Below are 14,714 nucleotides of genomic sequence, written 5' to 3'. Positions count from 1 at the left end.
CGGAAAGGCTAGTTTAATAGAATTTATAAAATAACGTAATAGAATAATAGGAATGAACGTTCATTCCGTTACTAACGTGAAACTTTCAAAACGGGAGATGATTCAAATGAGCAAGTTAAAAAGTTGGAGAAGTTTATCTTTTCTATTATGGATAGTTATTACTATTACAATGGTCGTAACGATGCCTAATATGGATAAATTAGTGAAGGAAAAAGGGAAAATTACAATCCCTAATACAAAGCAAAGCAGTATTGCTGACAAGATGATGAAAGAGATGGATAAAGAAGGAGTTGAAAAGTATGAAATTATAGCCGTTTTTAATAGTGGCAATAAGGCAGCTTTAACAGATGAACAAAAGAAGGAAATAACAAAAACAATCAACGCCCTGCAAAATGAAAAAGAGCAATTAGGAATTAAGGAAGTTGTTTCACATTTAGACAATAAAGACTTGGAGAAACAATTAGTTTCTAAAGATAATACGACTATTTTAACGCAAATATCGATAGATAAAAAACACGGTGAAATATCAAAGGTTTCAAATAATCTTCATGAAAAAGTGCAAACGAAAGAGGTAAAAACGTATTTAACAGGAAGTGACTTAATAGCGGGTGATTTTCTTAAATCTTCTCAAGAGGGAGTGAAAAAGACAGAAGTTATTTCAATCATTTTCATTCTTGTAGTATTAATCCTCGTATTCCGTTCACCAGTTGTTCCAATTGTTTCTCTTCTTACAGTTGGTATATCGTATTTAGTTTCAATGGGGATTATTGCTCAGCTTGTAGATCAATTTAATTTTCCATTTTCAAACTTTACACAAGTGTTCGTAGTCGTCGTCCTGTTTGGGGTAGGAACAGATTATAATATTTTATTATATACGAGGTTTAAAGAAGAATTAAGTAAACAAGAAAATGCATTTTTAGCTACAAAAGAAACATTTAAATCAGCAGGTAAAACTGTATTATATAGCGGAATTGCGGTGCTAATTGGTTTTGCATCACTTGCGTTGGCAAGTTTTAAATTATATCAATCTACTTCAGCGGTAGCAATTGGTGTCGCAGTTTTATTACTAGTATTAACTACGTTAAATCCGTTTTTTATGGTGCTTTTAGGAAAAGGGATGTTTTATCCCGTTAAAACATTTAAAGGTCATGAAGACAGTCGTCTATGGGGATTCTTTGCGAAAAACTCAGTAGTGAGACCATTTGTAGCTTTAATTATTGTATTCGTGATATCAATTCCTTTCATATTAAAGTATTCTAATACACTTAATTACAACGATTTATTTGAAGTAGACAATAAATATGAGTCGAAAATGGGTATTAACGTAATAGAGGATCATTTTCCGCCTGGTTTCTCTTCACCGAGTACATTAGTCATTCAATCTGATAAAAAGCTGGATGAAGGAACTTCTCTACAAATTGTAGACGAATTAACTGATAAAATTTCGAAAGTTAAAGGTGTGTCAGAAGTATATGCACCAACACGTCCAACTGGTGAGAAGATAAAAGAATTATATTTAAATAAGCAAGCGGGAGAATTGAATACAGGATTAGGAGATGCCGATGGTGGCATAAAGGAAATTAATGATGGATTAACAGATGCGAAAAATAAAATGGGAAGTAATGATTCAAATAGTCTTGCGAATGTTCAAAAATTAATTGATGGAACGAACGAGGCGAAAAACGGGGTATCAGCATTAGGAACAGCTTTACATCAATTATCAAATGGCATAAACGACGGTGCACAAGGAGCACAGCAAATTGAGAGTGGTTTAGCTTCAGTAAACGAAAATATAAATGTTCTATCTAATGCAACGTCGCAGCTGCATGCTGGTTATGCACAGTTAGAAAAAGGTTTAAACTCTTACGATCAATACTTCGGAAGTATTTCTCAAGCGATTGATGGTGCGAAAAAGGGATATGAACAAATTGAAATGTTAATGACCAATTTCGTTCAAACGAAACCAGAATTAGCGAATGATCCAAACATACAACAAACGATAGGAATTGCTAAAGAGGCTCAAAAGAAATTAAGCGTACTTTCAAATGAATTAAATCAATTAGCAACACAGCACAAAACGGCGATGAGTTCATTTAAAGAAGCGAATCAATCGTTACTGAAAGTGGATAACGGCTTAAAAGAAATGAGCAATGGAGTTAATAAGTTACAAAAGGGAGCAGCCGATCTTAAAAATGGATTAAATGAAGGTTCTTCAGGTTCAAAACAAATTGCAAATAAATCAGTTGAGTTACAATCTGGATTAACGAAAATAAACGATGGGCAAGGACAACTTTTAACGGGCCTTAAAGACCTGCAAGAAAAGATGGGGCAATTACAATCCGGTTTATCTAAAAGTACAGAAGGGCTTGGAAAAGTAAGTAATGGCCTGCATGACGCACAAAAATATTTAGGGGAGCTCAATGAATCGAAGAGCTCTGAGAAGTTTTATATTCCAAAAGAAGTGCTAGAGGGAGAGGATTTCCAAAAAGCATTGAACACGTACATGTCACAGGATAGAAAAATTGCTAAAATGACTATCATTTTAGATGTAAATCCGTATTCAAAAGAAGCGATGCCAATTATTCAAGAAATCAATAAAACAATCGATGGCACTGTAAAGGGAACGGAATTACATGATGCGAAAACAGCAATTGGCGGAACAACAGCTAGAAACGTTGATTTAAAAGAAGTAACAGGGCAAGATTTCTTACGTACAGCTACAATTATGTTAATTGGAATTGCGATTGTATTAATCGTAATTACACGCTCATTACTAAACACAATATTTATTATTGGCTCATTACTATTAGCGTACTTCGCATCACTCGGTATAAGCGAACAAATTAGTGCACATGTATTACATGTAGATTCATTAAGCTGGAATGTTCCATTCTTTAGCTTCATTATGATTGTCGCTTTAGGAGTGGATTATAGTATTTTCGTAATGATGCGCTATAACGAGATAGAAGGGGATTCGGTAACGAAAATTGTAACTGCATCTCGTCATATAGGAGGAGTTGTATTATCAGCGGCGCTAATTTTAGGCGGGACATTTGCAGCATTAATTCCATCAGGTGTATTAACACTTATACAAGTTGCATCAGTAGTTGGCGTTGCACTTCTTCTATTAGCTTTAATTGTGATGCCGATATTATTACCGGCGTTAATAGGGTTAACGAGTAAAATGAAGAGTTACAAAGAGAAAATAATAAATACGAAATAAGAAGAGACTGTAGGGAATGATTTCTCTACAGTTTTTTCGGTATATAATATTTCAGATGAAAATGAATCCGATATATTACAGAATGAGCAGTGAAAGGTTATATGAGAAAGAGGTCGATGATATACATACAATAGCTAGGGGAATGGACAAAAACTATCCGATTTCATTGTAGAAAGGTAATCAACCGTTGCTATTCATCCAGCTTCTACTATATAATAGCTATAGTCTACAATAATTGAGTCGTAATATGCGATTTTTTAAGACAATCGGTGAGAAAACGCTGAAATAAGCGGTATTAGTAGGAGGACACAAATGATTACAGTAAGTAACGTTAGTTTGCGTTTCGCGGATCGCAAATTATTTGAAGATGTTAACATAAAATTCACGCCAGGTAACTGCTACGGTTTAATCGGAGCAAACGGTGCTGGTAAATCTACATTCCTAAAGATTTTATCTGGAGAAATTGAACCATCAACAGGTGACATACATATTACGCCAGGTGAGCGTCTAGCAGTATTAAAACAGAACCACTTCGAATATGAAGAGTTCCCAGTATTAGAAACAGTAATTATGGGTCACACGCAACTTTACAAAGTAATGCAAGAGAAAAATGCTATTTACATGAAAGAAGACTTTAGTGATGAAGATGGAATGCGCGCTGCTGAACTTGAAGGTGAGTTCGCTGAGCTTAACGGTTGGGAAGCTGAGTCAGAAGCTGCAATTCTTCTTAAAGGTTTAGGTATTGGTGAAGACCTTCATGATAAGAAATTGTCAGAATTAACTGGGGCAGAGAAAGTAAAAGTATTACTTGCTCAAGCTTTATTCGGTCAACCTGACATTCTATTATTAGATGAGCCTACCAACCACTTGGACTTAAAAGCGATTCAATGGTTAGAAAACTTCTTAATGAACTTTGAAAACACAGTTATCGTAGTATCCCATGACCGTCACTTCTTAAATAAAGTATGTACGCACATGGCTGACCTTGATTTCGGTAAAATTCAACTTTATGTTGGTAACTATGACTTCTGGTATGAGTCAAGCCAATTAGCTTTAAAATTAACACAAGATGCTAATAAGAAAAAAGAAGAGAAAGTAAAAGAGTTACAAAACTTCATTGCACGCTTTAGTTCAAACGCTTCTAAAGCGAAACAAGCAACTTCTCGTAAAAAATTATTAGACAAAATTACATTAGATGATATTAGACCGTCATCACGTCGTTACCCATTCGTTGGCTTCACACCTGAGCGTGAAGTAGGAAATGACTTATTAACTGTTGAAGGTCTGTCTAAAACAATTGATGGTGAAAAAGTGTTAGATAATGTGTACTTCACTTTAAATAAAGGTGATAAAGTTGCATTTATCGGCCGTAACGATATTGCGATGACAACATTATTTAAAATTCTTATGGGTGAAATGGAGCCGGATAGCGGTTCATTCAAATGGGGTGTTACAACCTCTCAATCTTACTTCCCAAGAGATAACTCTAAGTACTTTGAGAACAGTGATTACAACTTAGTTGAATGGTTACGTCAATTCTCTCCACAAGATGAGTCTGAAAGCTTCTTACGTGGTTTCTTAGGCCGTATGTTATTCTCAGGTGAAGAAGTTAAGAAGAACGTTTCTGTATTATCTGGAGGCGAAAAAGTTCGTTGTATGTTATCTAAAATGATGTTAAGTGGTGCGAACGTAATCACACTTGACGATCCAACGAACCACTTAGACCTTGAGTCAATCACAGCATTAAACAACGGTTTAATTGCATTCAAAGGTACAATCTTATTCACATCTCATGACCATCAGTTCGTGCAAACAATTGCAAACCGCATTATCGAAGTAACACCAAACGGTGTAATCGATAAAGAGGCTACTTATGATGAGTTCTTAGAAAATGAGGAACTTCAAAAACAAGTAGATGCAATGTACAAAGGTCAATAATATATAATGAAAAAACTCGCTCTTTTTAGAGCGAGTTTTTTGTCGAGAAAACGTAACATCGCTGGTCGGTCAAATGAATAATTATTCAAATATAATATTAATGAACAGGAGAATTTTTTCATGTATGAAGGGATGTAATGACTTTAAGATTTAAAGAGTTAGTTGAAGAAGGGAAATGTAAGTGGAGTAATATAATCAAATCGTATTATTTTGTCATGTGAAATATGTACCAAATTTGGAGATAGAATAGTTTGCGAATGAGTTTATAAAGGTATATAGTATGGGGTGTCATAATTAGTGGATGAATCTTGGGAGAAAACAGGAAATGTTACAAATTTATTTTGTTAAATAGAAACCAAGGTCAAAATGTCTAGAAAGAAATAGTTGAATAAATACTAGCTTCAAATTATAATTACTAATATTCTTCATATAGTTAAATAAAGATAATCTATTTGAAGAAGAAAATTTGAATAGAGAGACAGACTTATAAAAAAATAAGCCTTGGATGATCAAAAGAGGTGGAGAAATGAAACAGTTCTTATTAAAGAGCAAAAGTGTGTTAAGCAATCATTTTGGATTCTTTCTGTTTGCCGTTATTTTATTGTGGCTCAAAACATATGCAGCTTATGTAACGGAATTCAATTTAGGAATTTCAAACACAATTCAAAAATTCTTGCTGTTTTTTAACCCGCTTAGTTCAGCAGTTCTATTTTTAGGACTTGCATTATTTGCAAAAGGGAAACGATCTTATATTTGGTTAATTATCATTAATTTGTTATTGTCGATTCTTTTATACGCAAACGTAGTATACTATCGCTTTTTCAGTGACTTTATTACGTTCCCGACATTAACACAAACGAATAACTTTGGAGATTTAGGTGGTAGTATTCTTGCGTTGCTACATCTTTATGATCCATTATACTTCTTAGACACGATTATATTAATTGTGTTAGTCGCAACAAAATTTGCAAATCCAAAACCAATTCGTGTTGCGAAGCATAAATTATCTCTAGTATTTGTAGCAGGTATTTTATTATTCAGTGTTAACTTAGGTCTTGCAGAGTCTGACCGTCCTGAATTATTAACAAGAACGTTTGACCGTAATTATATTGTGAAATATTTAGGTGCATACAACTACACAATTTATGATGGAATTCAAAGTGCGAAAGCATCGACAGAACGAGCATTAGCTGATGGCGATAATATGACAGAAGTACGAAATTATTTAACATCAACTTATGCAAGTCCAAACCCTGAGTATTTCGGTAAAGGAAAGGGAATGAACGTAATTTACATTCATTTAGAGTCATTCCAAAACTTCTTAATTGATTACAAATTAAATGGTCAAGAAGTTACACCGTTCTTAAACTCATTTACAAAAGATGCGAATACACTTTATTTTGATAACTTCTTCCATCAAACAGGACAAGGGAAAACATCTGATGCGGAGTTTATGTTAGAGAATTCAATGTTTGGTTTACCGCAAGGTTCTGTCTTTACAACGAAATCTCATAATACGTATCAATCAGCACCAGCTATTTTAGGACAACAAGGATACACATCAGCAGTATTCCACGGTAACTACAAAACATTCTGGAACCGTGACGATATTTATAAATCATTTGGTTTTAATAAATTCTTTGATGCGTCATACTACGATATGAATGAAAAAGATGTAGTAAACTACGGATTAAAAGATAAACCGTTCTTTAATGAATCTATTCCGTTATTACAAACGTTGAAACAACCGTTCTATACGAAGTTTATTACGTTATCGAACCATTTCCCTTATCCAATCGATAAGGCAGAAGCAACGATTGAACCAGCAACAACAGGTGATTCATCAGTAGATACGTACTTCCAAACAGCACGCTATTTAGATGAATCTGTAAAAGGCTTCATCGATTACTTGAAACAATCTGGTTTATATGATAACTCAATTATTGTTATGTACGGAGACCATTACGGTATTTCAGATAATCATAACGCAGCAATGTCAAAAGTAATGGGTAAAGAAATGAACTCATTTGAAAATGCACAGTTACAACGTGTACCATTAATCGTTCGTGTACCAGGAGTGAAAGGTGGCGTACAACATCAATACGGTGGTGAAATTGACGTTCTCCCAACGCTATTACACTTACTAGGTACAGATACAAAAAACTATGTTCAATTCGGTTCTGATTTATTATCACCAGATCATAAACAAGTCGTTGCGTTCCGTAACGGTAACTACGTAAGCCCAACAGTTACTGCACTAAACGGCAAATACTATGATACAACTACTGGAAAACCTGTAGAATTTACAGATGAAATAAAGAAAAATGAACAAATGGTTCAAAACTCACTAAAATACTCTGACCAAGTCGTAAATGGTGACTTATTACGATTCTACACACCGGAAGGATTCACTCCAGTAGATCGTTCGAAGTATAACTATAACAACCGCGATAAAAACAAAACGAAGGTAAAAACGACTCCGGAAGGGGAAGCTAAATAAATAATAAAAGGCGCTATTCATATGAATAGCGCCTTTTATTTGTAAATATACCATCATTATGAGACAGAACCAGCTGTTGCTTTTTGTTTTGCCTTTCCGAAGAAAACTACACCGACGATGATAATAATGATAAATGCCCATTTAACGAAAGGGTTACTTTCGAAAAATCCAGCGAACCATTTCTCATCTACAATCATTTTCGCGGCAGTATAAGCTAAAACGGCTGCTCCGATCGTAATAATGACAGGAAAACGATCCACCCATTTTAAAATCAATGTACTGCCCCATACGACTACTGGAATAGACACTAATAATCCGATGATTACTAAAGAAAAGTTACCATGGGCAGCTCCTGCAACAGCTAGTACATTATCAATGCCCATTAACGCATCAGCAATAATAATGGTTTTAATAGCAGACCAAAATCCTTCTTCGGCTTTAATATCATGATTTTTGCCCTCAGCGATCAGCTTGTAAGCGATCCAAATAAGAAGTACACCACCAATTAGGAGTAATCCAGGTATTTTTAATAACCAAACGACAACTAAGGTAGCGAGAGCTCTAATAGCGATTGCTCCAATGGTTCCCCAAATGATAACTTTCTTTTGTTGGTCTTTCGGTAATCTTCTTGCTGCTAATCCAATTACAATGGCGTTATCTCCGGCTAACACTAAATCGATTACAATAATGGCAAGCAAGGCAGACAAATATTCAGATGAAAGAAAATCCATATACATATCACTCCTTAAGAGTAATATGTGCTAAAGTGTTGATAATATAAAAAATAGGATTGAATTTGTATATTCAATCCATAATTTCTTACTGTATTTTGATATATGTTTTAATTTCGTATAAGTCGCTTTTGTATTCTTTTTTGTTTATCGTTTCGCTTTCTTAATTTTCGATTCATCTTTTTAATGCGGTTTTCTTTTCTATTATCCCAGTTATCACTTCGGATTTTACTAATAGACTTATCTGTCTTAGCACGAAAACGTCTTACTTTTTTCACGAAGGAAAGGGGTATTTTGCCGATAACACCTTGTTTTTCTAACGAATCCTCTTTACCTAGACACCAATCAGGATGAGATAATAAATAGTCGAAATCAAATATTATCCCGTATTCCTTATCCATATATGTATACCATTCATCTAAAGTACACTTATTTTTTGTATGTAAATATGTTGATCCATCAGTCATAGCACAGCACCAATAGTCAAAATAGCTCCATAGTACCCATTCTTTCGGTACATCTAGTGTTAAAATTACCATTTTTGAATTTGTTCTACCCCAAGCCTTATGATTTCGATTTGGGTAATTATTTGCTTCCCAGACCCAAATAGGGTAGTTACCTTCGTAATGAGGCAATCTTGTTTTAGCGACGCGCACCATCCAGTCATATGAATATACATCGTCCGGATCGATGAATTCTTTATTACCTTCTAAATAACCAAGTTTCTTAAATTGTTTCCATGCTTCTTCAGTTTGTACTGTATATACGATCATATGGCACCTACTTATTTAAACTAAATTATAGTATAACATGTGATTTTGAATTTTTATTGATATTAGAGAAGGGGGAGTTTGAGTCGAATATACGAGGAGTAATTCCCAAAATGATAAAAAGACTTGATTCCCAGCTAAAGGAAATCAAGTCTTTTCATTACATACGATTATCATGCCAGAAGTTTAATGGGAAGTGTTCGTTCTCATTATATGCTTCTAATTCATATCCTTTTTCTTTCAGTCCTTTAATAATTCCAGGTACTGCTTTTACTGATTGTGGATGAATATCATGCATAAGGATAACTTCTGTTGGATTTGTAGAATGAGCTAGAACGTTTTCTACAATTTTAGCAGATGCAGCATCAACTTGCATTTTGTTATATTTCCAGTCTAAAGAATCAATTGTCCAATCCCAAACTTTTAAGCCATTTTCTACAACTTTGTTGCGAAGAGCTTCGTTTAATCCTGGCATAGAGCCGTAAGATGGACGAGTTAATACTGGTGATTTACCTAAAACACCAGCGATTAAGCCTTGGTCTTCCTTCATTTCATCTACGTAATGACCTTCAGTGTAAAGTTTCTTGTAGTTATGAGTCATACTGTGCATCCCAACGTAGTGGCCCTCAGCATCTTCGCGTTTTACAAGATCAGGGAAAGCTTTTACGTTTGAACCAATTAGGAAGAATGTTGCTTTTGCATTTTCTTTCTTTAACATATCTAAAAGCTCAGCTGTGTATTTTCCAGGACCGTCATCAAATGTTAAATAAGCGACTTTTCTAACTTGCCCGTTATAATGTTTTGGAGCTTCTTTCGGAGCAAGAGATGTTTGAATCTCACTTACAAGTTGAACAGATTTTGCTTCATCCTCTGTACTAGCTAGAGCAGTATGTACTGATCCAAAAGCTACTTCGTATGTGAATAATACCCCCGCACAAACTAACATAGCCCTTTTTACTAAAGTTGTCATTCGAATTCCATTGTGCATAATTTTCCTTCTCTCTATAAAAGTTCTACTCTACTATATTAGCAATTATAGGTAGGGAAATGCAAAAAAACTTTTTTACAAGTGTAAAAAAGTTTACTCAAAAGTATGCAAGATTTTATATCAATTGCAGTTTTGAAAAATAGGATGAATTTAAACTTTATTATTTAAACTTTCAATCACCAAATCATACTTTCGTATCACTTCGTTTTCGTTCCAATTATTGATTCGAATATTTTTGATTTTTATTAAAATATTGGTAAAGAAACAATTACATGAAAAAAGGAGTGGGAATATGAATAATTATATTTGCACTACATGTGGAGTATAGTATCCCGAAAATGAAGAAGCACCTTCTCGCTGTAAAATTTGTAATGAGGAAAGACAGTATGTTAATCCAATTGGGCAGTCATGGATAACATTAGAAACAATGCAAAATAGCAATTTATACTAAAGTCCTATTGTTTATTAACTAATAGTTCTTTCAACTTAGGAAGCTTACCCTAATGAGGGATGTTAAAGGGAATATAGTAATAAAGCTTTGGAAAATAAAAAGGAGGAGATTTGCATGAAGAATTGGGTTCAATTTAGAATTGCAAGACCAACAGATAGATTTGAAAAAGTGATAAGTTTTTATGAAACAGGATTAGGATTAAAACGTATAGGGGAATTTCACAATCATGAAGGATATGACGGGGTTATGTTTGGGTTACCAGATGAAGAGTATCATTTGGAGTTTACTACACATGTTAATGGAAGTCCATGTCCGGCACCGACAAAAGATAATTTACTAGTTTTTTATATGCCTAATAAAGATGAAATTGAAAAGATAGTAAATCGATTACGTAATATGGGTTATCATGAGGTGGAACCAGAAAACCCATATTGGATAGAGAAAGGAACCACAATAGAGGATCCAGATGGTTGGAGAATTGTGCTTATGAATGCATCTGAATGAAACTATTTTCATATGAAATAGAGTGTAACAAAATGATTTACACATAAATCCCTACAGTGTTTGTAGGGATTTTTATATAAGAAAATCTTATTGAGAGAGTTATTAAAATGTAGAAAGATTTTGGCTAAGAATAAATGTAATAAACATAATTTATGAAGGAGGTATAAAAGTATGATAGTAAACCATTTTAAAGAGTTTTCTAAACATGTTGGAAATACACATCTCATTAAAAGTTCTTTCGTAGTTTATATCTTATTCTACGGAAAATTGATACCATCAAAAAACTGTATGTTTAACATGTATAGTTTTTTGATGGTATAGCTGTGCAATGTTTAAAAATTTCACATACCGTATTTTAAAAATAAATATAGGAAAACCAAAAAGTAATGTAGAATATATCGTACATACATATATACAGTCAACATAAAAGATAAAGAGGTGGGTATATGTTACTTGAGGAAGTAATGCGGCAACTAGAGGAATATGGAACAGAACAAAATCGAAAAACGTATAAAAACCACGGAGCGAAAGAGCCGTTATTTGGAGTTAGTTTTGCGAATTTAAAATTGTTAAAAAAGAAGATAAAAAAAGATCACGATTTAGCAGTTGAATTGTGGGAAACGAAAAATATGGACGCAATGACATTAGCAACTTATATTTTAGACCCGAAAAAAATAACGACAGAACAGCTTAATAGTTGGATTCAGGATGTTGATTATTACTGTTTAATGGATGTTCTTATGACATCTATATGTACTTCGCCAATTGCAATAGAAAGAATGGAAGAGTGGACAAAGTCTAATGATGAATGGATTGGAAGAGCTGGCTGGTCTTTATTAGCAAATATAGCGATTAAAAATAAAACGTTACATGATGATTTCTTCTCTCCGTACTTAGAAGAGATTAAAGAAAATATACATAATGAAAAAAATAGAAAAAAAGAAGCGATGAATAGTGCTTTAATCGCAATAGGAATTCGTAATGAAGACTTAGAGCGACAAGCGATTGAAATTGCAAGTGAAATTGGAAAAATAGAGGTTGATCATGGTGCAACATCATGTAAAACACCAGATGCAGAAAGCTATATAAAAAAAGCGAGAGAAAGAGCTGAAAAAAAGAAAGTGAAATAAGAAAAGAGGATCGGTTATGAAACCAATTGAAGCAGCACAAAACATAATTACATTACAATTTCCGAATTGTGATGTAGCTTTACTCGGCGGAAGCGTTGCACGAGGAGAAGCGACGAAAACATCTGACCTTGACATTGTAATAGTCGATCAAAGTTTAACTTCTTGCTATAGAGAATCTTTCTATAGTAATGGATGGCCTGTTGAGGTGTTTGTTCATAATTTCGAAACATATAAAACCTTTTTCAAAATGGATTGTGATCGAGGGAGACCGTCGTTACCACAATTAGTTTCAGAAGGGATTGCCTTAAAAGGGGAACAGGAAATTGTTGAGAAATTAAAAAAAGAAGCGAATGATTTACTACATAAAGGACCGGCTAAATGGACCGAAGAAACGATTAAGCAGAAGCGATATTTTATTACGGATACTTTAGATGACTTTATTGGTGCAACAAAAAGAGAAGAAGAATTGTTTATCGCTAATTTATTAGCCGATTTAGTACATGAATATGTATTAAGAGTAAATGGTAAGTGGCTTGGGAGTTCAAAATGGTTTATTAGAGTGCTAAAAAGATATGATGAGCAATATGCAAACAAATTTGTAGCCGCTTTTGATCATTTTTATAAAACGGGAGGGAAAAATGAATTAATTCATTTTATAGAAAAGACGTTAGAACAGTATGGTGGAAGAGTGTTCGAAGGATTTTCTATTGGTAAATAAAGAGAGGAGAAAAAAATGAATGTACCATATGTTCAATTAAGAGAATTGACACTAGATGATGTAGAAGATCGCTATCAATGGTCATTAGATAGAGATGTAACAAAGCATTTAGTTGTACCAGATCAATATCCTCCGTTCACTCGTGGAGATACGAGAAACTGGATTGAAGCTTGTATAAGCCGAAAAAATGGTTATGAACAAAGGGCAATCGTTACTGAGACAGGTATACATATTGGATGGGTAGACCTTAAAAATTTTGATAAAACAAATAAAAATGCTGAACTAGGAATTGCGATTGGAAATAAAGACTATTGGGGTAAAGGATTTGGAATGGCAGCTCTAAACAGCATGTTACAAATAGGTTTTTCTCAGTTTGAATTGGAGAAAATTTGGTTACGTGTAGATGAAGATAATACAAAAGCTAAAAAGAGTTATGAAAGTGCCGGATTTGTATGCGAAGGGTTAATGAGAAATGATCGATTGAGACAGGGAAAGTTCATTCATCGCTATCGTTACAGTATATTAAAAGAAGAGTATGAATCAAAAAATAATAACCTATAAAAATATTATGTAAATTAAAAAGGGGAAAATAAAATGATTCGATTACTTACAAAAGCGGATGCAAAAAAATATTGGGAGTTGCGTTTACAAGCACTACAAGTAAATCCAGAAGCATTTATAACGACTTATGAAGAAGCAGTACGTCAAGAAAACCCTCTTGAACGAGTTGCTAGTAATCTTTCATCCAACAGTAGTTTTACATTTGGTGCTTTTAATAATGAAAATCGTTTAGTTGGGGTTGTTACTTTATTAACAGAAGAAAAAGACGCATATAAGCATAAAGGACATATCGTTGCAATGTATGTAGATACTGAAAATCGAAGAAGTGGTCTTGCACGTGATTTAATACGTAAAGCAATTGAAAGGGCAAAAGAGATGAAGCTAGAGCAATTGAATTTAGGGGTTGTGTCAACGAACGAACCAGCCAAACGATTATATGAATCAATGGGATTTAAAACATACGGAATTGAAAAAAGGGCTATAAAAATGAATGGTGTGTATAGTGATGATGAGCATATGGTGTTGTTCTTTTAAGAGAGGAAGTTTTGTATGAAAGATCTCCATTTAGAAAGAAAAATGGACCCTCAAGTAGCGATTTTGTATGCGATGGTTGCTGATACGTTTAATAGATTGCAAAGGTTAGTCGAAGGTACTGAAGAGAACGAACTATCCTATAAAGGGTCTGAAAATAATGAAAATAGTATTGGGCAGTTACTTCAGCATTTAGCAGTTGTTGATTTACATTGGGTGTATCGTTTCAAGGGAGAAGATGTTCCGCCAGCATTTGAAAATAAATATGGTCCTATGTTAAATGAAGTAGGAGAATTACCAAGTTTAAGAAAAAACACATTGCAAGAGTTAATGCAAGATTATGAAGCAGTGCAAAAATTGTTTTATGAAGAATGTATGAAACTAACAGAAACTGATTTAACGCGGGAAGTTTTGTATGAAAAAGGGGAAACCGCGACAATAAGATGGGGAATATGGCATATAGCAGATCATAATCGGTATCATCAAGCCCATATAAGTCGATTGAAGAAATTATACAGAGAATATAAACTACATATTCTTTAATTTTTTAATGAACGAACGCCCCTAAATAATAATTAAAGGAGGCGTTTGTTTTTATTCGTTCGCTTTTCTTCCCAAGCTATCATTAAATTTTTATGATAATCTTTTGGTTTCTCAATAGAAAACCAG

General features: G+C 33.8%; 12 protein-coding genes. 9 read left to right on the top strand and 3 right to left on the bottom strand.

The genetic code is table 11. The features are described 5' to 3' along the window. The first annotated feature begins 106 nt into the window (after positions 1-106). The 3 genes from NST90_RS14280 to NST90_RS14270 all read left to right on the top strand — a co-directional run bounded on the left by NST90_RS14280 (position 107) and on the right by NST90_RS14270 (position 7,661). Entirely contained in the window at positions 107-3,223 is a 3,117-nt protein-coding gene (locus NST90_RS14280) for an MMPL family transporter (RefSeq protein ID WP_025709545.1), read from the top strand. 312 nt (positions 3,224-3,535) lie between these two features. Beyond that, on the top strand, positions 3,536-5,161 hold the full coding sequence (locus tag NST90_RS14275) for an ATP-binding cassette domain-containing protein (RefSeq protein ID WP_000633864.1): 1,626 nt from the start codon (positions 3,536-3,538) through the stop codon (positions 5,159-5,161). Positions 5,162-5,687: 526 nt separating this feature from the next. Further along, positions 5,688-7,661: an LTA synthase family protein gene (locus tag NST90_RS14270; protein ID WP_000808770.1), complete on the top strand. Its 1,974-nt coding sequence runs from the start codon at positions 5,688-5,690 to the stop codon at positions 7,659-7,661. 56 nt (positions 7,662-7,717) lie between these two features. Here NST90_RS14270 and NST90_RS14265 read toward each other — a convergent pair whose 3' ends face one another. From NST90_RS14265 to NST90_RS14255, 3 genes are all read right to left on the bottom strand, one after another. After that, positions 7,718-8,392 carry a TerC family protein gene (locus tag NST90_RS14265; protein WP_000346955.1) on the bottom strand — a complete coding sequence of 225 codons (675 nt, stop codon included), beginning with the start codon at positions 8,390-8,392 and terminating at the stop codon, positions 7,718-7,720. Between the two features lie 110 nt (positions 8,393-8,502). Next, positions 8,503-9,165 (bottom strand): DUF3841 domain-containing protein, encoded by a 663-nt coding sequence (locus NST90_RS14260; protein WP_000637704.1) that lies wholly within the window; start codon positions 9,163-9,165, stop codon positions 8,503-8,505. 157 nt (positions 9,166-9,322) lie between these two features. Beyond that, positions 9,323-10,150 carry a peptidoglycan-N-acetylglucosamine deacetylase gene (locus NST90_RS14255; protein ID WP_000551451.1) on the bottom strand — a complete coding sequence of 276 codons (828 nt, stop codon included), beginning with the start codon at positions 10,148-10,150 and terminating at the stop codon, positions 9,323-9,325. 565 nt (positions 10,151-10,715) lie between these two features. Between NST90_RS14255 and NST90_RS14250 the strand changes: the two genes are divergently transcribed. From NST90_RS14250 to NST90_RS14225, 6 genes are all read left to right on the top strand, one after another. Further along, positions 10,716-11,105, top strand: coding sequence for a VOC family protein (locus NST90_RS14250; protein WP_000800679.1), 390 nt, complete (start codon positions 10,716-10,718; stop codon positions 11,103-11,105). Positions 11,106-11,551: 446 nt separating this feature from the next. Beyond that, the gene (locus NST90_RS14245) at positions 11,552-12,235 is read left to right on the top strand and encodes a DNA alkylation repair protein (RefSeq protein WP_000923471.1); all 684 of its coding nucleotides are present in this window, start codon (positions 11,552-11,554) and stop codon (positions 12,233-12,235) included. Positions 12,236-12,251: 16 nt separating this feature from the next. After that, entirely contained in the window at positions 12,252-12,953 is a 702-nt protein-coding gene (locus tag NST90_RS14240; RefSeq protein ID WP_000802424.1) for a nucleotidyltransferase domain-containing protein, read from the top strand. A gap of 15 nt (positions 12,954-12,968) precedes the next feature. Further along, on the top strand, positions 12,969-13,514 hold the full coding sequence (locus NST90_RS14235) for a GNAT family protein (RefSeq protein ID WP_001102498.1): 546 nt from the start codon (positions 12,969-12,971) through the stop codon (positions 13,512-13,514). A 33-nt stretch (positions 13,515-13,547) separates the two neighbouring features. Then, the gene (locus tag NST90_RS14230; RefSeq protein WP_000620314.1) at positions 13,548-14,048 is read left to right on the top strand and encodes a GNAT family N-acetyltransferase; all 501 of its coding nucleotides are present in this window, start codon (positions 13,548-13,550) and stop codon (positions 14,046-14,048) included. Positions 14,049-14,063: 15 nt separating this feature from the next. After that, entirely contained in the window at positions 14,064-14,588 is a 525-nt protein-coding gene (locus tag NST90_RS14225) for a DinB family protein (RefSeq protein WP_000653843.1), read from the top strand. Positions 14,589-14,714 lie beyond the last annotated feature (126 nt).

It is taken from the genome of Bacillus sp. FSL E2-8900, from assembly GCF_037966225.1.
Lineage (GTDB): Bacteria > Bacillota > Bacilli > Bacillales > Bacillaceae_G > Bacillus_A > Bacillus_A cereus.
Note: the sequence above shows the minus strand (reverse complement) of the source record. Positions and strands in the feature narration are given on the sequence as shown.